This is a genomic window from Corynebacterium lemuris, from assembly GCF_024919295.1.
GTDB classification, from domain to species: Bacteria; Actinomycetota; Actinomycetes; order Mycobacteriales; family Mycobacteriaceae; genus Corynebacterium; species Corynebacterium lemuris.
Genome location: NZ_JANWTC010000022.1, coordinates 1 through 22,154, shown reverse-complemented (window position 1 = coordinate 22,154; position 22,154 = coordinate 1). Strand labels below are relative to the sequence as shown.

Sequence of the window (22,154 nt, the reverse complement as noted above, 5' to 3'; positions counted from 1 at the left end):
CTACCGGATAGACCCAACCCCGCTACCAAAAACAGCGTCATAACACCCAGAACACAGGTTCCGGGGGCAGGAGCTTTTCCGCTCATCTATGGGAGATTAGATGTCCAGTCGTCCGTCGATCGAGCTCTGGTTCGGACCGCAGTCAGTAGCGGAAAGGAAGACCGCCAGGATGCCGGCACCGATCAGTGCCGGGACCACGACCCGCATGTCGACCGACTTCGCGGCTTCCGCGAGACCATGGTTGATCTGGCGCAGCCACTCAGGCTGACCCGCAGCGGAGGACGCATTCGCCACCTGCTGGTTGATCTGCGCAGCGATCTCATCAGCCAGCGGCTTCGCCGTCGGGGAGTTCACTGCTGCAGCTGCACCGAGCAGAGCCAGCATCGGCAGGATCGCACCCTCCGGGTTGGCGACGCAACGGCCGATCGCACTCAGGCTGCTGCCGAAACCGCCTCCGCTGGAGCTGCCCGGGAAGGATCCGTCCTTACCGTCCTCACCATCCTTGCCGTCATCACCCTTCGGGCCGGTGGCCGGGATACCGGTGTCAACATGAGTGGCAATTCCAGTGTCGTCAGCGCCGATCCACCAGGTGCCGTTGATGGCCACTGGAGGCAGTGAGGGAGCACCATCCGCCAGAGTGGCGGGGATGGCGGTCTCCTCGTCACCAATCCACCAGGTGTCGGTCAGCTCGTTGACGTACGGGGTGACACCGACCCACCAGGTTCCGTCCTTTATATAGGGGGCCTGTCCGTTGACGCCGTTCTGACCGTCCTCGCCCTCCGCCTTGACACCTGTGTCGGTCTCACCGATCCACCAGTTGCCGTTGTCACCGATCCGCGGGGTTTCACCGTCCTGGCCGTCCTCGCCCTTGTCGCCCTTGTCGCCCTTGTCTCCCTTCTGAACGGTGACGATGGAACCATCGGAGAACTCGATGACGGTGTTGCCGTTCTCATCGGTGTAGGTGTTGGTGATCGTCACCGAGGTGCCGTCCTCGCCGTCGACACCCTTAGGCACAGTGACCTCGGTGCCGTCGGAGAACTCGATGACGAGATCGCCATTGGAGTTGAGCTCGGAACGGACGATGGTGATCGAATCACCATCATCACCGTCGGCACCGGCGGGAATGACCACGACCTCACCGTCGGAGAAGGTCAGGGTGATGTTGCCCTGCTCATCCCGGGTCTGGTTGACGATGGTGACCGATTCGCCGTCCTCACCGTCGACACCCTTGTTGATGGTGACCTCGGTACCGTCGGAGAACTCGATGACAGTGTTGCCGTTCTCATCCGTGTAGCTGTCGGTAATGGTCAGCGAGGTGCCGTCCTCACCCTTGTCCCCCTTGTCACCCTTGTCACCCTTCTGGACGGTGACGATGGAACCATCGGAGAACTCGATGACGGTGTTGCCGTTCTCATCCGTGTAGGTCTCGGAGATCGTCACCGAATCACCATCTTGGCCGTCCTCACCGGAGGCCCCCTTGGGCACAGTGACCTCGGTACCGTCGGAGAACTCGATGACGAGGTCACCGTCATCGTTGAGGAAACTGTCAGTGATGATAACGGAGGCACCATCGTTGCCGTCAGCTCCTGCGACACCGGCAGGGATAACCACAACCGAGTCATCGGAGAAGGTCAGGGTGATGTTGCCCTGCTCATCCCGGACCTGGCTGACGATGGTGATCGATTCGCCGTCCTCACCGTCGACGCCCTTGTTGATGGTGACGGTGGAACCGTCGGAGAACTCGATGACGGTGTTGCCGTTCTCATCCGTGTAGGTCTCGGAGATCGTCAGCGAGGTGCCGTCTTCTCCGTCCTCACCCGGGTCTCCCTTGTCGCCCTTGGCGATGGTGACGGTGGAACCGTCGGAGAACTCGATGACGGTGTTGCCGTTCTCATCCGTGTAGGTCTGGGAGATCGTCACCGAATCACCATCTTGGCCGTCCTCACCGTCGGCACCCTTGGGCACCACCACCGAGTTCCCGTCGGAGAACTCGATGACGAGATCGCCATTGGAGTTGAGCTCGGAACGGACGATGGTGATGGAATCACCGTCGTTACCCTGCTCCCCCTGGACACCCTTCGGAATGACCACTACGGAACCATCAGAGAACGTCAGCACGACATTGCCCTGGGCATCGGTGTCCTGACCGACGATGGTGATCGATGCGCCCGCGTCACCGGTAGCGCCCTTGGGCACCGTGACCACGGTTCCATCCGAGAAGGTCAGAACAATGTTGCCCCCTGCATCAGGAACCTGGCTGACAATGGTGATGGATTCACCCGAATCTCCCTTGTCACCCTTCTGGACGGTGACGGTGGAACCGTCGGAGAACTCGATGACGGTGTTGCCGTTCTCATCGGTGTAGGTGTTGGTGATCGTCACCGAGGTGCCGTCCTCGCCGTCGACACCCTTAGGCACAGTGACCTCGGTGCCGTCGGAGAACTCGATGACGAGATCGCCATTGGAGTTGAGCTCGGAACGGACGATGGTGATCGAATCACCATCATCACCGTCGGCACCGGCGGGAATGACCACGACCTCACCGTCGGAGAAGGTCAGGGTGATGTTGCCCTGCTCATCCCGGGTCTGGCTGACGATGGTGACCGACTCACCGTCGACACCCTTGGGCACAGTGATGACAGTTCCATCAGAGAAGGTGATGACAATGTTGCCTTCCCCGTCAGCGACCTGGGAAACGATGGTGATCGATTCGCCATCCTCGCCGGTATCACCCTTATCACCCTTCTGGACGGTGAGGGTCGAACCATCAGAGAACTCGACGACGGTGTTGCCGTTCTCATCCGTGTAGGTGTTGGTGATCGTCACCGAGGTGCCGTCATCACCGTCAGCACCCTTGTTGACGGTGATGATGGATCCGTCGGAGAACTCGATGACGGTATTGCCGTTTTCATCGGTGTAGGTGTTGGTGATGGTGACGGAGTCACCGTCAACGCCATCCTCACCGTCAACACCATCCGTACCATCCTCGCCGTGCGGGATGTCAATGCTGGTTCCATCGGTGAAGTAGACGGTGGTGTGGGTTTCGTGGATGACAATATCCTCGACACCGAAAGGAACCGTCACCACGTTGACGCGGGCAGGAGCGCGGTCAACGGAACCATCCGGGTAGGTCACGATGACCGGGACCTCGAAGACGAGACCAACCGGGGCATCGTCCGGCGCGGTGACAGAGAGGGCACCGGAGGACCTGTCAACGGAGATGTCCCAGTCATTGCTCAGACCGCGCCACCTCGGATCGATGCTGTAGGTCGTTCCTCCCGGAAGCTCCGTGTCCCAGGTCTGCTCGACAATCTTGGTCTCCCCGCCTCTGATGGTGAGCCAGTCGTAACCGGGATCGTTCCGGTCAGCCTCAGGAATCCCGGTGTAGGTGAACCGCAGCTCCTCCGAACGGACGTCGCCACTCGCCAGGGTGACAGGGACGGTGGAACCCTCGACGTCGAGAAGCTCCCAGGCGGGAGTGTCGAAGGTGACGGTGCCCGCACCCTCGTCAAAAATGAAGTCCGTGATGCGGTAGTCAGCCATGTAGATGGCGTCGATCTCCCGCGAAGCATTGTTCTCATCAGTGAAGCCCCGGGTCGTCCCGGAGATGGTCACCGTGGTACCTCCGGCACGAGGTCCTTCGGTCGGCTCCATGGCCAACTCACCCACGTATGCCTCATCTGCAGCGACCACCGTGGAGCGTGCCAGCGGGAGGGAGACCAGCCCGGCACCGCCACCGAGGCTGAGCAGGTCCACCTCGATGGCGGTGATGGAGAAGTCTTCGGCCGGGTTTGCGGGGGTTCCCGCGACAGCGTTGGGACGACCGACGAGCGCCTGGTCGTTGGGGGCGAGCTCATTGGGCTGGGCGTTGATGGTGACGTTCAGGACCTCACCGAGCACTCCGCGGAGCACCGGATCCAGACCACTGACGAGGGTCGAGGTATCCGTGAGAACGGCGTTGATGATGCTGGTGGTCGGGGCGGTCAGCGCCGGCCTGAGCAGGTTGCCCACTCCGCCGAGAGCTCCGACGACAGTGTCGAGGATGCTGTTCAGGGGAATCGTGCCACCGAGGAGATCACCGCTGACGACACCGCGTGTCCCATTGAGGATATCGCCGAGGGTTCCATCAATCGTCACCGTGGCGAGCTCAAGTCCATCATCGAGGATAGTAGGAAGAAGATTGATCCGCAGCGGAATCCTGATGTCGGTGGCCAGCAGCCCCTCCTCCACCGTGGCCTGGATCCTGGCGGTCAGACCGTCCGGACCGCTGAGAAGGCCGTTGACAGCCGCCACAATCTGGTTGATCTGCGCGGCAGTGAGAAGTTCAGTGTTCGCCGGCAGATTACTGAGGTTGCCCCCGTGCAGGTATTCCAGGTTGACCGTAAGATCACCGGAGGCCGGGTTGAGCACGACCAGAGACGTCTCGGGGCTGGTTCCGTTGTAGAGTGGCTCGGCGAGCAGCTCATTGAGGGTAGTCTCCAGATCTGTGTCGATGGTGACCGGTCCGTCGGTCAACGCCGAAAGCACACCGAGCCTTCCCAGAACTCCGTTGACCACGCCGAGAATCCGGTTGACCAGAGCACCGTCGCCTGCGACGGCTTCGACAGCCTCGTCGAGGTCTGCTCCTACACCACCGGGCCGGAAACTGCTCCCGATCTGGCCCAGCAGCGGGCTGTGGAGGTTCAGTTCCGCGTTGGCAATCGCGTATTCGGCGGTGACGGTACCGCTGGTCTCCTGAGCACTGGAGCTGACCGCTCCAAGACGAAGAGCCAGGTCGTCCACGACCTGGTCAGTGAGTCCGGAGATTCCCAGCTGCTGGAGGAAACGTGTGAGCTGAATCTCGGTTTGGATATTTCCGGAACCCTGGTGGGCATCGACGTTGATGAAACCGTCCTGGCCGAGGACGCCTGCTGCTGCATGAGCGTTGTTGGCGTCCGGAGTAGCGGCATAGGCGCTGAGTACACCGAGACCCGGGGACCCCAGATCCAGAAGGCCCCTCTCATCCCCTGTGTCAACGAGCGGGAGGGAAATTCCGGCGATGGTGAGTCGAATACCCTGGAGAAGGGTGACATCAAGGCGGCTGGTCTGCTCCGGTGCTGCCTGATCCTGCGGCCAGGAACGCTCCGCAGTTACCGCAGTCAGCAGAGAGTTGAAAGCGGTCTCAGAGTCCTGATCCACGAAGGGACCAAGCAGGGAGAGATCGATGAGGGTGCCGTCAGCGAGGGAGACATATGCAGCCTGAGTGTCCTGCGCGTTAGCGGTCCCGATCATCCCCGACGGGAACACCGGGTGGGCAGGGGCGGCCACCACAACACCACCGATCAGCGCGGTGCTGGTGATGGTGGCGGCTCCCAGTCTTATCCACCTCTTGGGATCTAGGGATGTGCGTGTACGACGCTGAGCATGCTTAGCCAAGGGGTTCTCCTGATATGAAGGCTGATAGTCCGACCCGGGCAAGAGTCGCTGAATGCACGTCTGACCTGCGTGCTTCCAAATGTAAGATAGCGTCGCCATCAGCCTTATATAAGAGGATCAACACTTCATTAATTCAGGGCTACTTAAGCTTTCTGGATCAAACTGTGAATTTTAAGAAATCTCACAAAAAGGCTCTCTCGCACCCCATTTCTGGCATTCCGTCAAATGGAAAAGAAGAGACTGGGTAGCTCCTGTGGCATTCCCTGAAATTTGCCCCCGATCGAGCTAGAAAGACCACTTCAAAAATCGCGAACTGAAATCGATTTCATGTGAGATTCCTGAGAATCAGCTTCGCCGGACCAATTCGTGATATCGCTCACAAATTCTCGTAATTACCTGTTGTTAACCTGGATTACCCCTGAAAGCGGGCGATGAACCCGCTGGCAATAAGGAGGCGGTCCTGACCATGAAAATACCTATGCCCAAAACCGCCCTTCGTGGAAGGCGGATCAGTTGATCACGATAAGTAGGTCGCCGCCTTCGACCTTGGTGGCCTGGGCCAGGGCCACCCGCTCGCTACCTCCTGACCAGCGCACGCGTCGGTGAGGCAGTCCCCGGCCAGGGCGGACTGGGCGTGGCCTTCCTCATCGGCGGCCTGGCCTCACTCCCCATGGGGCTGCCCGGTCTGACCGTGGTGGTGGGCGACAACCGTCTTCTCCTGCTGGCCCTGGGCACGGCGCTGCTGGGCTCACTCATCCCCTATTCCCTCGAACTCATCGCGTTGCGCCGCCTGCCCGCCGGTACCTTCGGGATCCTGCTCAGCCTGGAACCGGTCTTCGCCGCGCTCTTCGGCTGGCTCCTGCTCAACCAGACACTGGGCACCTGGCAGCTGGTCGCCATCGCGCTGGTCATCTCCGCCAGCATCGGTGTCACGGTCTCCCCGCCGGCACGCAGGTCGCGTGTGGAACAGACCCCGGACACTGCAGCCAAGGATGCCCACCCCACCCGGCGTGCCCGGAGGTTTCCGGTGTCCTCCTGAGCAGACCCGGCGCACGCAACAAGTCGCACGGCACTCTGTGAACCGAAGGCCCCACCAGCGACGATGCGCGTCGACACCGCCCGGGCCGGTCAGATGTTGCGCCCTCTCCCTCCCCCGCACCCCACGTACAAAAAACCACCGGCCCCGGAACCTTGGATGGTTCCGGGGCCGGTGGCTTGTCCCACGCACCCAGCCGGGTCAGGACACACGCGCCTTCTCCGTCTGCGGCGCAGACTGTTCGCCGCTGGCCTCCTTCTCCGGCAGGGCTGCCAGGTTCGCCCGGTAGCGGCGGAAGCCCAGGGCGGTCAGCCCGATGCCGACGATGACGATCGCCAGCTGGAGGAGGCCGAAGTTGAAGTTCTCCAGGCCGGCGACCTCGAGCACCTTCGGCAGGTTGAGGGTGACGATCATGGTGCCAACCAGGCCGCCGAGGACGGTGGCGTTGACCCTGGAGATCATCCACGCACCAATCGGCGCGGCGATCGCACCACCGATCAGCAGCGCCAGCACGGCGGCGAGGTTGGCCACGAGGTCGTCCCACAGGCCGAGAACGAAGCCGAGGGTCGCGGCCAACGAGACGAGGAACTCGGCGGTATTGACGGTGCCGACCACCTTGCGGGGCTGGGTGCGCCCCAGGGAGAGCAGGGTGGAGGTGGTCACCGGCCCCCAGCCGCCGCCACCGGAGGCGTCGACGAAGCCGCCGACCAGGCCCAGACCGCCGAGGAAACCGCTGGAGTGGGGGCGTCCACTGTAGGTGCGCTGCACCCGGCCGCGGCTGAAGCGCCACACCAGGTTCATGCCGATCAGGGCCAGGATCAGGGCGGTGACCGGTGCGGCGGCCTCCATGGACAGGTTCGACAGGAAGGTGGCACCGGCGAAGGCGCCGATGGCCCCCGGCACTCCGAGGCGCAGGACCACCCCCCAGTCGACGTTGCCGAATTTCCAGTGGCTGATGCCGGAGACCAGGGTGGTGCCGACCTCGGCGGTGTGGACCACCGCGGAGGCCTGGGCAGGTCCGAGACCGGCGAGCAGGATGAGGATGGTGGTGGAGGTGACCCCGAAGCCCATGCCCAGGCCGCCGTCGACAAGCTGGGCGGCGAGCCCCGCGAATGCGATGAGTATGAGTGTCCTCATGGGGCGGTCCTTCGGGCGATCCGGCCGGCCACCAGGGCAGCAAGATCGGTGGTCAGAGGCGCGGAATGGGTGATGCGGGCGCCGGTGGCGTCCTGGATGCGGGTGATCAGGTTGGTGATGCGGTCCAGCAGCAGCCCGTGGGTGACGAACAACGGCAGGATGTGCACGGTCTCGTGGTGTGTGGCCACCTCCACGAGTCCGGCCCCGGGGTGGCCCCCGCCGGTGGCGGGCACGATGCTGACGCCGCGGCCGGAGAGCTGCTCCAGCAGGTCGGCCAGGTCGGCGAGTCCGGCCACTCCTTCCGGGTCGGAGGTGCCCACGGGGTAGAGCACGACGTGGGCGTCGCCGGGGGCGTCGGCGAGCAGGCGGGTGTTGAGCACTGACGCAACCTCTTCCCCGGTGCCCAGACCCTTCGCCAGACGCAGGTCCATGCCGGTTTCCTTCCGTGCCTGCTCCAGGACCGCCGGGGCGTCGTGCTTGGCGTGGAAGGCGTGGGTGAACAGCAGCGGCACCACGATGGCGGTGTCATGGCCGCGGGCGGCGGCCTGTCGGGCGGCGTCGACAAGCGAGGGCTCATCGAACTCGAGGTGGGCGCTGAGGGCGTCCACCCCGGCGATCTCACCGGCCAGGGCGGTGAGCCGGCGAACGCCGGGCTCGGCCCGGGGGTGGCGGGATCCGTGGGAGAGGGTGATCAGTGCGGTCATGGCTACTCCTGGCGCAGGCGGTGGCCCACGAAACCGGCGGCGAGAGTGTTGCCGCTGGCCTGGTCGATGAGCAGCAGGTTGCCCACCGCACCGCGGGCGGCATAGGGCTCGACGGGCAGTTCGGCGGCGCTCTCGAGACGGACGTGGGCGATGTCGTTGAGTCCGAGCTGACCCGGCTGCAGCAGGTCGCTGCGCCCGTCGAGGTCGAGGACGCGCTCCACCTCCGCGATACGCGCGCGGACCAGGGCGGTGCCGTAGCGCAGCTTCACGGCCGCGCCCTCGACGAGCTGCTTCTCGGTCAGCCCGACCAGGGTGGCCGGGAAGGAGCGGACCTCGGCGGGACGGTCCGCTCCGGCGATGAGGTCACCGCGGGCCAGGTCGATGTCGTCCGCGAGCAGCAGGACCACGGAGTCACCGGCCACGGCCTCCTCGACTGCACCGTCGGGGGTGTCGATGCGGGTGACCTGGGTGGTGCGCCCGTGCGGCAGGTGGACAGTGTCACCGGGGCGGATGACGCCGGTGCTGACGCGCCCGGCATAACCGCGGTAGTCGGTGGTGTGCTCGCGGATGACGTGCTGGATGGGCAGACGGAAGCCGAGGTCGTGGGCGCGGCCGCGCTGCACCTCCACGGACTCGAGCAGCTGCAGCACGGTCGGGCCCGGGTACCAGGGCAGGTTCTCCGAGGGCTCGACGACGTTGTCGCCGCGCAGCGCGGAGATCGGCACGACGTGCGGGTCCTCGATGCCCAGTTCGGCGGCCAGGCCGGTGAACTCGGACTCGACACCGCGGAAGATGTCCTCGGACCAGTCGACCAGGTCGATCTTGTTCACCGCGAGGATCACGGTGCGCACACCCAGCAGGGCGGCGACGGTGAGGTGGCGGCGGGTCTGTTCGACGACGCCGTGGCGGGCGTCGACAAGCAGGACGACGACCTGGGAGGTCGACATGCCGGTGACGGTGTTGCGGGTGTACTGCACATGGCCCGGGGTGTCCGCGAGGATGAAGGTGCGCTCGCTGGTGGCGAAGTAACGGTAGGCCACGTCGATGGTGATGCCCTGCTCGCGCTCGGCACGCAGGCCGTCGACCAGCAGGGACAGATCCAGGCCGTCGAAGCCGCGGTCGGCGGAGGTGGCCTCCACGGAGGCGAGAGTGTCGGCGAGCACTGACTTGGTGTCGTGCAGCAGGCGGCCGACGAAGGTGGACTTGCCGTCGTCGACGGAGCCAGCGGTGCACAGCCGCAGGGTCTCGCGGGTGGTCAGCTTCTCGGCGAATGTGTTCTCGGTGAATGCGGGCGCGCTCATCAGAAGTAGCCCTCCTTCTTGCGGTCTTCCATGGCGGATTCGGACAGTCGGTCATCGGCGCGGGTGGCGCCACGTTCGGTGAGGGTGGAGGCGGAGATCTCGGCGATCACGGCCGGGATGTCGGTGGCGTCGGAGAGGACGGCACCGGTGCAGGACATGTCGCCGACGGTGCGGTAGCGCACCTGCTTGGTCACCAGCTCCTCGCCCTCGCGGGGGCCACCCCACTCGCCGGCGGTCAACCACATGCCGCCACGCTCGAAGACCTCACGGTCGTGGGCGAAATAGATCGGCGGGAGCTCGATGCCGCGGGCACCGATGTACTCCCAGATGTCCGCCTCGGTCCAGTTGGAGATGGGGAAGACACGGATGTTCTCGCCCGGGAGCTTGCCGCCGTTGTACAGGTCCCACAGCTCGGGGCGCTGGCGGCGCGGATCCCAGCCGCCGAAGGAGTCGCGCACGGAGAAGACGCGCTCCTTGGCGCGGGCCCGCTCCTCGTCGCGTCGTGCGCCGCCGAGGACGGCGTCGTAGGCCTGCTCGGCGATGGTCTCCACCAGCGGGACGGTCTGCAGGGGGTTGCGGGTGCCGTCGGGGCGCTCGACGAGGTCACCGCGGTCGATCCAGTCCTGGACCTCGGCCACCCGCAGGCGGGCGCCGGTGCGCTCGACGAGGTTGTCGCGGAACTCGATGACCTCCGGGAAGTTGTGGCCGGTGTCCACGTGGAGGAGCTCGAAGGGGACGGCCGCCGGGGCGAAGGCGCGGCGGGCGAGTTCGAAGACGACGACGGAGTCCTTGCCGCCGGAGAACAGCAGGCCGATCTTGTCGAACTGTCCGGCGACCTCGCGGAGGATGTGGATGGACTCGTTCTCGAGGTCCTTGAGGTGGGGGGAGAGTCGGGTGGTCTGGATGGTGGTGGTCATGAGTGGAGCCCGCATTCTGTCTTGTTCTGTCCGGCCCAGCGGCCGGCCCTGGGGTCTTCGCCTTCGGCGACGGGGAGGGTGCAGGTGGAGCACCCGATGGACGGGTAGCCCTGCCTGGTCAGGGGGTGGATGATCAGCTGGTTGTCGTCGATGAACGTCTCGGTGTCCTCCAGCGACCAGGTGATGATCGGGGAGATCTTCAGGCGGCCGGTGGGGTCCAGGCTCAGCGCCGGGGCGGTGGCCCGGGTGGGGCCGTCGGCCCGGCGCAGGCCGGTGATCCAGCCCGCGTAGGGGGTGAGGTTCACGGCCAGCGGCTCGACCTTGCGCATGCGGCAGCAGGCGGCGGGGTTGGCGCGGTAGAGGTTGGGGCCGTAGGTCTCGTCCTGCTCCGGGCGGTCCAACCGCGGCTTCGCGGTGACCAGCAGTTGCGGGTACCGGGCGTCCACCCGCTGGGCCACGTCCAGGGTCTCCGGGAAGTGGTAGCCGGTGTCCAGGAAGAGCAGGTCGGCCTCCGGCAGGTGGCGGGCAGCCAGCTCCGCGAGCACGGTGTTCTCCATGCTCATGGTCACCGCGATGCGGCCCGGGGCGTGCGTGGCGGCCCAGGTGAGGATGGTGGCGGCGTCGGCGTCGTAGAGCTCATCAGCGTGCTTGTCGACGAGCCGCGCGTTCTCCTCCTTCACCTCCGCCGGGAGTTCACCGGTGGTCAGGGGCCCCGCGGGGCTGAGCTCCGGGTCACGGTAGGAGCGGTTGTCCAGGTTGAGCAGATTCATTTCTCCTCCTCCTGGAGATGTCCGTGTCGTCGCAGGGAATTCTGGAGGGCCTCGCTGGTGGAGCGGGCCGGGGCCGGGCGGTGTTCAGGGGCGTCCTGGCCGTAGTAACGGACCGAGAACACGCGGGTGCAGTCGCGGCAGAGCCAGCCGAAGTCCTCGATCTCGTTGGGGAACAGGGATTCACCTGCGCACCAGGGGCAGTGCAGTGGGTGGTTGCGGTTGGGGTTGGGCTCGCGGCGGAGCACAGGCTGGGTGAAACTCACTTGAGGACCTCCTCGTCGGCGCGCTGGACCCACTCCTGGAAGGTCTCGCCCTCCAGGCGCTGGTCGCGGAAGTTCACCACGACGCGGGTGACGTAGTCGCCGATGTCGTCGGCAAGCACCTTGTGGCCCTTGAGCTTGCGGCCGAAGTTGGCGTTGAGGTTCATCGAACCGCCCAGGTGGACCTGGAAACCCTCGACGCGGTTGCCGTCCTCGTCTGTGACGGTCTGGCCCTTGAAACCGATGTCGGCGACCTGCGTGCGGGCGCAGGAGTTGGGGCAGCCGTTGATGGCGATGCGGACCGGCACGTCGATGTTGCCGATGCGCTCCTCCAGCTCGTCGACGAGCTCGATGGCGCGGGATTTGGTGGTGGTGTGGGCGAGCTTGCAGAACTCCAGGCCGGTGCAGGAGATGATGTTGCGGCGCCACTCCGAGGGCTTGGAGTACAGGCCGGTCTCATCCAGGGCGGCGGCCACGGTGGTGAGGTTCTCGCGCTCGATGTCCAGGAAGAGCAGTTCCTTCTCCGCGGTGGTGCGGATGCGGGAGATGCCGAACTTCTCGGCGACATCGGCGATGGCGATCAGCTGCTCACCGGTGGTGTGGCCCACGGTCGGCTTCACGCCCAGGTAGAACTTTCCGTCCTTCTGCGGGTGGATGCCGATGTGGTCGCGGTAACCGGGGTTGATCGGCTGGTGGGGGCCGTCAATGAGCTTGCGCTCGAGGTACTCGGTTTCGAGGACGTCACGGAATTTTTCAATACCCCACTCCGCCACCAGGAACTTCAGGCGGGCGCGGTTTCGCAGGCGGCGGTAGCCGTAGTCGCGGTAGACCTTGGCCACGCCGGCCCAGACCTCCGCCACATCCTCCAGCGGGATCCAGGCGCCCAGGGACTGGGCGAGCATCGGGTTGGTGGACAGGCCACCACCGACGTAGCACTCGAAACCGGGGCCGTGCTCGGGGTGGACGGAGCCGATGAAGGCGACGTCCTGGATCTCGTGGGTGACGTCCTGGCGCGAGTGTCCGGAGATGGCGGACTTGAATTTGCGCGGCAGGTTGTGGAGTTCGGGATCCGGCAGCCAACGACGCTGGATCTCCTCGATCGCCGGGGTGGCGTCGATGATCTCCTCCGCGGCCACGCCGGCCACCGGGGAACCGAGGATGATGCGCGGCACGTCGCCGCAGCCCAGCTCGGAGTTGAGGCCGACAGACTCGAGCTTCTCGAAGATGGCCGGGAAGTCCTCGATGCGCAGCCAGTGCAGCTGGATGTTCTGCCGGTCGGTGAAGTCGGCGGTGGAGCGGGCGTAATCACGGGAGACCTCACCGACGGCACGCAGCTTCTCCGGGCTGACCAGGCCGCCGTCGAAGCGCACGCGCATCATGAAGTACTTGTCCTGCATCTCGGAGTCCGGGATCTGGCCGGTCAGTTCCGTACCCAGGTCCTGGCGGCGCTGGGTGTAGATGCCCAGCCACTTGAAACGCGGGGCGATGTCATCGGCCGGGATCGAATCGAAGCCCTGCTTGGAGTAGATGTCGATGATCCGCTGCTTGACGGCCAGGACATCACCGTCCTGCTTGACCTCCTCGACGTGGTTCAGCGGGGCGGTTCCGTCGATCTTCCACTGGCCCTCCGGCTTGCGGGCACGTGCCGGGCGCTTCCGGGGAGCGGCGGTGCTCACTGTCATGTCTTCTCCAGTTTCTGTACCAGTCTGTCTACTAATGCTTCTCGACGCCGCGTCTGCCGTGGCGCCGAAAAGTGCACTGCACGCAGTCTGCCGTACCAGACGGTCTACGCCAACAGTTTCTTTCATTCACCACCTGAACAATCGGCGTACAGGGAGAATTTAATGCATTTGACGTTGACTTATACTAAATCTAACAGCATGAATGGAAAGGGAGATTCCGCGGCGTGCCGCGCTGAATCCGCTCCACCCCTTGGCTCCCAAACAGAATGGTGCTAACTTCACAGACCAACCGGTCTACGAAAGGACTTGATCATGACCAACCAGCAGACTCTGCGCGTCGCAGTCATCGGCGCGGGCCCCGCCGGAATCTACGCATCCGACCTGCTCATCCGTAACGAGGAGCACGAGATCTACGTGGATCTCTTCGAGCAGATGCCCGCCCCCTTCGGCCTGATCCGCTACGGCGTCGCCCCTGACCACCCGCGCATCAAGGGCATCGTGAAGTCGCTGCACAACGTGCTCGACCGCCCGCGACTGCGCCTGCTGGGCAACATCGAGGTGGGCAGGGACATCACCGTCGATGAACTGCGTGAGTACTACGACGCAGTCGTCTTCGCCACCGGTGCCGTGCGCGACCGCGCCCTCAACATCCCCGGTGTCGATGCAGAAGGCTCCTTCGGTGCCGCGGATTTCGTGGGCTTCTACGACGGCAACCCGCGCTTTGACCGCGACTGGGACCTCTCTGCCGAGCAGGTCGCCGTGATCGGTGTGGGCAACGTCGGTCTTGACGTCGCCCGTGTCCTGGCCAAGACCGCCGACGAGCTCAAGGTCACCGAGATCCCCGACAACGTCTACGAGAGCCTGAAGAAGAACCAGGCCAAGGAGGTCCACGTCTTCGGCCGCCGCGGTCCCGCCCAGGCGAAGTTCACCCCGCAGGAGCTCAAGGAGCTCGACCACTCCCCCACCATCAACGTGGTCGTCGACCCGGAGGACATCGACTACGACGAGGCCTCAGAGGAGGCCCGCCGCGCCTCCAAGTCGCAGGACCTGGTCTGCCAGATCCTCGAGGGCTACGCCATCCGTGAGCCCAAGGACGCCCCGCACACCCTGCAGATCCACCTCTTCGAGTCCCCGGTGGAGATCCTGGAGAAGGACGGCAAGGTCGTCGGCCTGCGCACCGAACGCACCGAACTCGACGGCAACGGTGGCGCGAGGGGGACCGGAAAGTTCACCGACTGGCCGGTCCAGGCGATCTACCGCGCGGTCGGTTACGAATCCGACCCGATCCCCGGCGTGCCCTTCGACGAGAAGAAGGCCGTCATCCCCAACGACGGCGGCCACGTTCTCGCGGAGTCCGCGGGCTCCCCGGTCACCGGCCTCTACGCCACCGGCTGGATCAAGCGTGGCCCGATCGGTCTGATCGGCAACACCAAGTCCGATGCCAGGCAGACCACCGACATGCTCGTCGCCGACGCCTCCGCCGGCCTGCTGAGCGGACGCGCCCATGAGGATGCGGACGCCATCATCTCGCTGCTCGAGGAGCGCGAGATCGCCTACACCACCTGGCAGGGCTGGTACCAGCTCGACGCCGAGGAGCGTGCCCTGGGCGAGGCCGAGGGCCGCGAGCGCAAGAAGATCGTCGACTGGGAGGAGATGGTGCGCCACGCCCGCGCGGTGCCCGTCTGCGTCTAACTGACTGTTTCAGAACGCGCCACGTAGACCAGCGCGGTACGACAGGGAGGAGCCCCCTGCCCTACCGCGCTTCTCGTTATTCCCGGCAGGCCACCCGTGCGAGCCGGGCCAGGTCCGTGATCCTCCCCGGTTCAGGTTCTTCCGGCCGATGCAGTCCTCTCGCCAGGATCTGCAGGGCATTCAAGGTGGGGTTGGCTGCCACCGCCGGAAGAACCATCATCCCGTTGCTGCGCTCCCAGCCGATGGCACTGAGCACCTCGACGATATGAGCTTCCCACTCGTGGAAAGATATTCCCGAACCGGCGACGATCACGGTGATCCAACCGGCGTCCTCGTTGAATCTCCTCGTTGTGCCCAGGGGGAGTTTGTCTGCGAACAACCTCCCGTTCCCGGGGACACCGCTGAGCAGTGCTTTGCCCGCTTTACTGGGCAGCAGTGTGCCTTTCCGGAGATAGACGAAGCCGAGCTGCCGGGAGAGCTCGTGCAGCAGCGCCACGGGGTAGACCTGGTCCTCCCGGTTGAGCTTGCCGATGTACCACTGGTCGAGCCCCAGAGTGTGGCTCAGTTCGCTGACCTGGGCCGGCGGGATCCTGCCCGCCTGAGTGAGTTTCAGCCCGTCCCCGACCACCCGGAGAAACTGCGTGAACGGTTCAACTGCTTCCGCAGGCAGGTCAGGGGGAGTTTCAGAGCTGAGTTCCGACCATTCCTCCTGCGCCAGCAGTTCCTGGAGCAGATGATCCGGTTCCGGTGGGAGAGAAGCAAGAAAATCCTGCAGTTGGGGAACCATCTGCACGCCACCGACTGCGTTCCGGTGTGCCATCCGCACCGATTCCGCCGTGAAGTGGTCAGGGTGCCAGTTCGGCGGCAGCCACTCCTTCATCTCCTCTACCGAGAGGTCGAAGGGGACAGCGTCCTCCGGATACCCGGCGCGCACCCACTGTGCGAGTTCCTCGTAGCCGTATACCCCGCCGCAGTCCTCTGGCGGGCAGGCGAGGGCTCCGTCAATGCAGACCGCCTCGACCGGCACCTCGGTAGTGATCTCCTCCAACTTGATCTTGTGCTGCCAGTCATCGCCGAAGTCGTAGTCGTAATAGAGCGTGCTGCCTTTACGGCTGAGCACCTCATCCAGGCGGACATCAAATTCGAAGATGCCCTGTTGTCCCTCGAACTGATCGAAGAGGGTGAGAAAACGCGCGGACCTTCCATCCGCCTTCTCCTGGAAGCGGTGCAGGTGGGCATCCTCCCAGCCCATGGCGGACTGCAGGACAGAGTGGAGCTCATCAAGGTGGATGTCACTGGGCACCAGCACCCGACGCCACACCTGCGGGGATGTTCCCAGAAGTTCGATCCGCAGCTGGTAGCCGGCGGGTGCGCTCCGTGCGGGGTGCAACTTCGGGTCCGGTGTCACCGGTGGTCCGAAAAAATCATGGTACTGGTCGAAGTCGCCGGCGAAGGGAAACTGCGTCATGCCTCAAGGAAATCACGTGTGCCCCGCGTCCACCAGCCCCACTTCAGATCCATCCGAATTCGCGGACCCGGGTGAAGGCCGCGGAGGCCCGCCAGCGTCATGAGCCCGATGTTTCACGGGAAACATCGCCGTAGGTAGCACCGTATGTCAGCGCTGACGTGCGCTGCCACGGACGTCGATAAGCGGCAGCGGCCCTGCTGCCGGAGGCAATCCGGAGCAGGGCCCTCTCACATCAGTTCACACAGGTCAGGAGACCGGGACAGTGGCCAGCACCTCGCGGGCCTCCACATCGACCCCGTCCGAGGTGAGGAAGCCCTCGTAACCGGCGGCAGCGACCTGGCGGCAGACCTCGCGGTAGGTGTCCAGGCCACCCGCATAGGGCATGAACACCCGCGGCTTGCCCGGGATGTTGGCGCCCATGTACCAGGAGGCGGTCTCCGGATAGAGGGTCGTGGCCGCGATGGCATTGACCTTCGCCACCCACTCCTCCTGGGCCTCCGGGGATGCCTCGATACGCTCGATGCCCTCCCTCTTCAGGTCTAACAGCATGTCGGAGATCCAGTCCACGTGCTGCTCGATGGAGACGAGCATGTTGGTCAGCACCGAGGGGCTGCCCGGGCCGGTGACCGTGAACAGGTTGGGGAATCCCGCCACCGCAAGGCCGAGGTAGGACTTGCCGCCCTCCGCCCACGCCTCGTTGAGGCTCAGCCCGTCCCGGCCCTGGATACCCAGGCGCAGCAGCGGACCGGTGATGGCGTCGAAGCCGGTGGCCATGACCAGCACATCGACCTCGTACTCATGGCCGTCCACGACCGGACCGCGGGTGCCGATGCGCTCGATGGGGGTGCTGCGCACATCGACGAGGGCGACGTTCTCCCGGTTGTAGGTGGCGTAGTAATCGGTGTCCACACAGATGCGCTTGGTGCCGATGGGGTACGCCTGCGGGGCGATCAGTTCGGCCTTCTCCGGGTCCTGGACGATCTCGCGGATCCGCTCACGGACGTAGTCGGCGGTGATCTGGTTGGCGGCGTGATCGCTCATCGTGTCGGTGAAGGCGTTCATGAAGGTCGGACCGCCCTGCTCCCAGCGACGGTCGAGCTCCGCACGGATCTCCTCCGGTGGCAGCTCCAGGGCCGCACCGATCGGGGGCTTGACGATGACGCCGGCCGGGGTCTCCCGGACCTTCTCGCGCAGGGCCGGGTAGATGCGTTTGATCAGTGACATCTCGTCGACGCCGAGCTTGCGGTTGCGGGCGGGCACCGTGTAATTCGGGGTGCGCTGGAGGACCGTGACGTGCGCGGCCTGCTGTGCGATGACCGGGATCGCCTGGATGCCGGAGGAGCCGGTGCCGATGACGGCGACCCGCTTGCCGGTGAGGTCCACACCTTCGTGCGGCCAGGAACCGGTGTGGTAGACCTCGCCGGTGAAGTCCTCCAGCCCCTTGAATTCGGGGACCTGGGAGGCGGAAAGACAGCCGACCGCGGTGATGACAAAGCGGGAGGTGGTGGTCTCCCCATCACTGGTGGTGGTGCTCCACAGCCCGGCCTCCTCATCCCAGACCATGGAGGCGACCTCGGTGTTGAAGGCGTAGGATTCGCGGACGCCGAGCTTGTCCGCGACAAAGCCGGCATAGCGGAGGATCTCGGGCTGGGTGGCCCAACGCTCGGACCAGGTCCACTCCTGCTGGATGTCATCGTCGAAGGAGTAGGAGTAGACGATGGACTCGGCGTCGCAACGCGCGCCCGGGTAGCGGTTCCAGAACCAGGTGCCGCCCACATCGGAGCCGCGTTCGAAGCCCTGGACACTCAGACCGTTCTTGTTGCGCAGCAGGTGCGTGGCGTAGATGCCCGCGAAACCTGCGCCGACGACGACAACGTCGACGTGTGCTGACCTGTTCATCGGACAACCTCCTTGGCTACCTGCTGGCGGATCTTCTCACCCATGCGCTCGACCACGGCGGCGCTGGAGGGGAGAATATTGAACATGTTGAGGAAGCCGTGCATCTGGCCCTCGAAGAGCTCGGTCTCGACGGTGACGCCATCCTCTGCGAGGCGGGCGGCGTAGGCCTCGCCCTCATCGCGCAGCACATCATGCTCGGCGAGGATGACGAAGGCCTCCGGCAGGTCGGCCAGGGACTCCGCGTGCAGCGGGGCGACGTCCTGCTCGGTGCGACGCTCGGCGGGGACGTAGTGGTTCCAGAACCACTCCATCGACTCGGTGGTCAGCATCAGCTGGTTCTCCGGGTCGAGGTAGCTGGGGCGGGTGAAGTCGGCGTCGGTGACCGGATAGACCAGAACCTGGTAGTCGATCTGCGGGCCCTCGGCCTCACGGGCCCGCAGGGTCATCGCGGCGGCCAGGTTGCCACCTGCGCTGTCGCCGGCGATGACCAGCGGGGCACCGGCGGCGGCGAGCTGCGCGCGGTTTTCGTCGGCCCACTGGAGTGCGGTCCAGCAGTCATCGGCCGGGGCCGGGTAGGCGTGCTCGGGGGCCTTGCGGTAGTTGACCAGCACGACGGTGTGGTCGGTGTGCTGGGCCAGCTGGCGGCCGATGGTGTCGTAGGCGGCGATGTCACTGACCACCCAGCCACCGCCGTGCAGGTAGACGATGATGCCCTGGGGCTGGGCGGAGGGCTTGAGGACACGGATCTGGAAGGGCTCCTGACCCGCGCCGCTGCTCAGCTCGAGGTTCTCCACCTCGGCCATCTCGACACCCGGACCGATGAGGTCGAGGGTGCCCAGGGCACCGATACGCGCCTCCTCCGGGGTGGATTCGTGCATCGGCCTGGCATCCGGGTTGGCTGCCTGCGCCTGCGCCAGGAACTGCTGGGTTGCTTGATCAATAGCCATTGTCTGTCCGACTCCTCGTTCTCGTCCTCCGGAATGGCCGGAAAGACCCGATTCAGAATGTGATCCAAGTCATTTACTTGACCTGAGAGGGACGTTAATCACCCATGATCGCGCCGTCATCGGGCAGATGGCGAAGGTTTGCCAGGAAAAAGTGACAATTGGCTAAGTTGCCAGCAGGACGCTACCCCGGGGACGCCGGTCAGAGACTCCCGGACGGAATTTCTCGGCGTTGCGGTCCAGGCGGTAGAGGGTCAGACCGATGAGGAGACGGGTGCGGCCGTAGATCTCCCGCAGCGGGAAACCGAGCACCCCCTCCGCAGCCTCCACCCGGTGTGCCACTGTGTTGTGGTGCATGTGCACCAGCTGGGCAGCCTGCCGGATCGACTCTGTGGCGGCCACCGCCTCAAGCACGTTGAGGGTATCGGGCAGCCCCTCCTGGGCCAGTCGGGCGATGGCCTGGACATCCGCGAGATCCTGCACTCCACGCCGGTCCACCGCATCAGCCAGGATCCGCAGGCTGCCGACCTTGCAGATATCCACCACGACGGCATCAATCATCCGGTAGCGGGAACGGTGGTTGGGACTGGGCAGCGAGAAGCGCACGGCCGTCCGGGCCCCCTCCCAGGATTCCCGGACCCGTTCCGGGGGCAGCGGCTCCCCGAGGCCGACGGAGAGCCCCACCGGAACTCCGGTGTGCAGCTCGGGCCTGCGCCGCAGGATGAGCACCAGCAGCTCCCCAGGCGGACCATCGGTGCGGCAGCCCCACCAGACAGCACCTCCGCGAGACGCGCCGCACCCTCCGGATTCTGACCCACCCCCGCGATGGCCACCACCGTCAGCATCCGGGCACCATCCAGGCCCAGGAGGTGGAGCATTTCCCGACGCCGCTCGGCACTGCCCGACGTGCCGAGCAGGATCCGGACCCGGTCCCCTGTTTCATCCACGACCCGCACCTCGACCTCACTGCGGACAATGAGCTTCGCGGCGTGCACGAGCCGTTGCCCGACGAAACGCTCCGCCCACTCCGGCAGCGGAGGTTCAAGGCGAAAATCCACCTCATCCACATCCGGCACCGCGTCGCCGGGCTCCCGATGGATTCGGGCGGACTGCCCGCTCGGCGAACCGGCGAAGCGGTCCCCGAAGACATCGGCCTCGACCCTCCGCCCCAGCGTCGTGGCGACGGAGCCGAGAAAATCCTCCAGCGGCACCCGCTTCTCCACCAGGGAATCAACCACCCCGGAGAGCTCGAACACGTCCTCCACGAGCCGGTCTCGCGACTCAAAGAGCTGAGGTTTCACAAACGGCACTGGTCCTCACCTTTTCCCGTGACTCACATCACTGCTGATCACCGCAGTCTAACCGCGGGCAGTCATGCATACGGGAAAAGGAACCGAAGACTCCAATGCACTACTCAAGACCTGTTACGCAAACGATGTCAATCGCTTACCGTCTCGTCCCCTACCCTCGGAAGTGATCGTCGCTACACTGGAGAAAAACCACAACGGAAGGAAAATGACATGCGTGGAAGCGGATTAATCTGGACCATCGTCGGCATTCTGTTGATTGTCGCTCTGCTGATCTGGATCTTCTCAGTTATGTAAGACGGCACTCGGATACCGCCGGAAAACGGCTGGTGGGCAGCAATGCTCACCAGCCCATTTCCGGTTCACCAGCCCCTCAGAGCCGCTCCCATTCCTCCACCGGGCCCGCCACCACCAGAAACAGCGGGTGGGTCTCCGGAAAATCCGGCAGACCCGCAATCCGCGCCGGGTCCCGGACCTCCAGCTTGGCGCGCAGGTGGCCTGCTTCAAACGCCAGCTGACCGTCGGTCACCTCCAGCGGAGTCACCGGCGAACCAGCCACCAGAATTTTGGTGGCGTTGAAGTTGTACCCACGCGCCATCGCTTCGTCGTACAGCCCCTGCAGATAGGCACCGACCGTCGCCAGAGGATCCTCCTGGGCGCGGAAACGGACCAGCTGGGGATGGTTACGATAACCGGTGGTTGCACCGGTGAGGACTTTCTGTGCCAGGAGAGTTTCCCGCCAACACGCGACCAACCCCTTCTGGTCCAGGTATCGGGGGTGCAGGGACCAGATTCTCATGGACCCAGGTTATCCCACCTGTTTCGCCGGCTATCGGGTAGGCGCAGAGGTCGGGGATTTCCGCACCGGGCCCAATCTTGACCTCACCAACCCCTCACTCAGTGCCAGGCTGGCAGAGAGGTCAACATCTTTCCGGCCAGCGGTTGGTCGATTCCGGTAGAAATACCGAGCTCTTCCGAGGAAGATGCCACCGCACTGCCACTTTATAGACTTACTGGTGCTAAAAATATAGACTAGTCAGTACGCAATATGGGAGAGCAAGTTCACCGCGTGCCCCTACCGTGGCTCACTGCACTCCTGAAATCAACCAGGAAAACGTGGACCGCTATTCCCGTATGGAGAAAAGTCGCCCGGCAGATAACCTGAACACGCAAAGCTCGTTATGCGGTACGCGTGTCCCACACACTCCCGCAGTTCCCGATATCATCCCAGAACCCCGCAGTAAGAAACGGCATTGATCATGGACGGCACCTCACCAGAGAAAAAGAACAGTCAGCCCCTTCCCCCGCCCGGCTCAGTGATCCCTGCCCCCGGTGGTGCCGTTCCCGCCCCCGGTGGTGCCGTTCCCGCCCCCGGTGGTGCCGTTCCCGCCCCCGGTGGTGCCGTTCCCGCCCCCGGTGGTGCCGTTCCCGCCCCCGGTGGTGCCGTTCCCGCCCCCGGTGGTGCCGTTCCCGCCCCCGGTGGTGCCGTTCCCGCCCCCGGTGGTGCCGTTCCCGCCCCCGGTGGTGCCGTTCCCGCCCCCGGTGGTGCCGTTCCCGCCCCCGGTGGTGCCGTTCCCGCCCCCGGTGGTGCCGTTCCCGCCCCCGGTGGTGCCGTTCCCGCC

At 64.9% G+C, this 22,154-nt stretch carries 16 protein-coding genes; 2 read left to right on the top strand and 14 right to left on the bottom strand.

What is annotated here, in order from left to right; genetic code table 11:
* Positions 1-96 precede the first annotated feature (96 nt).
* Complete coding sequence (locus NYP18_RS14710) at positions 97-5,271, bottom strand: choice-of-anchor G family protein (RefSeq protein ID WP_259428951.1); 5,175 nt, start codon at positions 5,269-5,271, stop codon at positions 97-99.
* 727 nt (positions 5,272-5,998) lie between these two features.
* Here NYP18_RS14710 and NYP18_RS14705 point away from each other — a divergent pair.
* On the top strand, positions 5,999-6,454 hold the full coding sequence (locus NYP18_RS14705; protein ID WP_259428952.1) for an EamA family transporter: 456 nt from the start codon (positions 5,999-6,001) through the stop codon (positions 6,452-6,454).
* Between the two features lie 198 nt (positions 6,455-6,652).
* On the opposite strand, the gene NYP18_RS14700 is transcribed toward NYP18_RS14705, so the two are convergent.
* The 7 genes from NYP18_RS14700 to NYP18_RS14670 are packed head-to-tail and all read right to left on the bottom strand — an operon-like array spanning position 6,653 to position 13,222.
* Positions 6,653-7,588, bottom strand: coding sequence for a sulfite exporter TauE/SafE family protein (locus NYP18_RS14700; RefSeq protein ID WP_259428950.1), 936 nt, complete (start codon positions 7,586-7,588; stop codon positions 6,653-6,655).
* Complete coding sequence (locus NYP18_RS14695) at positions 7,585-8,292, bottom strand: sirohydrochlorin chelatase (RefSeq protein ID WP_259428949.1); 708 nt, start codon at positions 8,290-8,292, stop codon at positions 7,585-7,587. The genes NYP18_RS14700 and NYP18_RS14695 overlap by 4 nt, the downstream gene beginning before the upstream one ends.
* A gap of 2 nt (positions 8,293-8,294) precedes the next feature.
* Entirely contained in the window at positions 8,295-9,593 is a 1,299-nt protein-coding gene (locus tag NYP18_RS14690) for a sulfate adenylyltransferase subunit 1 (protein WP_259428948.1), read from the bottom strand.
* Complete coding sequence (gene cysD / locus NYP18_RS14685; protein WP_259428947.1) at positions 9,593-10,510, bottom strand: sulfate adenylyltransferase subunit CysD; 918 nt, start codon at positions 10,508-10,510, stop codon at positions 9,593-9,595. The genes NYP18_RS14690 and cysD overlap by 1 nt, the downstream gene beginning before the upstream one ends.
* Complete coding sequence (locus NYP18_RS14680) at positions 10,507-11,280, bottom strand: phosphoadenylyl-sulfate reductase (protein WP_259428945.1); 774 nt, start codon at positions 11,278-11,280, stop codon at positions 10,507-10,509. Before NYP18_RS14680 ends, cysD begins: the two co-directional genes overlap by 4 nt.
* Positions 11,277-11,543, bottom strand: coding sequence for a hypothetical protein (locus NYP18_RS14675; RefSeq protein WP_259428944.1), 267 nt, complete (start codon positions 11,541-11,543; stop codon positions 11,277-11,279). The genes NYP18_RS14680 and NYP18_RS14675 overlap by 4 nt, the downstream gene beginning before the upstream one ends.
* Positions 11,540-13,222 (bottom strand): nitrite/sulfite reductase, encoded by a 1,683-nt coding sequence (locus NYP18_RS14670; protein WP_259428943.1) that lies wholly within the window; start codon positions 13,220-13,222, stop codon positions 11,540-11,542. Before NYP18_RS14670 ends, NYP18_RS14675 begins: the two co-directional genes overlap by 4 nt.
* Positions 13,223-13,534: 312 nt before the next feature.
* Here NYP18_RS14670 and NYP18_RS14665 point away from each other — a divergent pair, with 312 nt between their 5' ends.
* Positions 13,535-14,914: an FAD-dependent oxidoreductase gene (locus tag NYP18_RS14665; protein WP_259428942.1), complete on the top strand. Its 1,380-nt coding sequence runs from the start codon at positions 13,535-13,537 to the stop codon at positions 14,912-14,914.
* Positions 14,915-14,990: 76 nt separating this feature from the next.
* Here NYP18_RS14665 and NYP18_RS14660 read toward each other — a convergent pair whose 3' ends face one another.
* From NYP18_RS14660 to NYP18_RS14635, 6 genes are all read right to left on the bottom strand, one after another.
* Positions 14,991-16,382, bottom strand: a complete 1,392-nt coding sequence (locus NYP18_RS14660) for a plasmid pRiA4b ORF-3 family protein (protein ID WP_259428941.1) — start codon at positions 16,380-16,382, stop codon at positions 14,991-14,993.
* A 246-nt stretch (positions 16,383-16,628) separates the two neighbouring features.
* Positions 16,629-18,281 (bottom strand): flavin-containing monooxygenase, encoded by a 1,653-nt coding sequence (locus NYP18_RS14655; protein ID WP_259428940.1) that lies wholly within the window; start codon positions 18,279-18,281, stop codon positions 16,629-16,631.
* The gene (locus tag NYP18_RS14650; RefSeq protein WP_259428939.1) at positions 18,278-19,228 is read right to left on the bottom strand and encodes an alpha/beta hydrolase; all 951 of its coding nucleotides are present in this window, start codon (positions 19,226-19,228) and stop codon (positions 18,278-18,280) included. The genes NYP18_RS14655 and NYP18_RS14650 overlap by 4 nt, the downstream gene beginning before the upstream one ends.
* A gap of 162 nt (positions 19,229-19,390) precedes the next feature.
* Positions 19,391-19,954 (bottom strand): helix-turn-helix domain-containing protein, encoded by a 564-nt coding sequence (locus tag NYP18_RS14645; RefSeq protein ID WP_259428937.1) that lies wholly within the window; start codon positions 19,952-19,954, stop codon positions 19,391-19,393.
* 951 nt (positions 19,955-20,905) lie between these two features.
* On the bottom strand, positions 20,906-21,331 hold the full coding sequence (locus NYP18_RS14640; protein ID WP_259428936.1) for a pyrimidine dimer DNA glycosylase/endonuclease V: 426 nt from the start codon (positions 21,329-21,331) through the stop codon (positions 20,906-20,908).
* Positions 21,332-21,845: 514 nt separating this feature from the next.
* Positions 21,846-22,154, bottom strand: a 309-nt coding sequence (locus NYP18_RS14635; RefSeq protein WP_259428953.1) for a hypothetical protein, incomplete at its 5' end; no start/stop codon positions are given.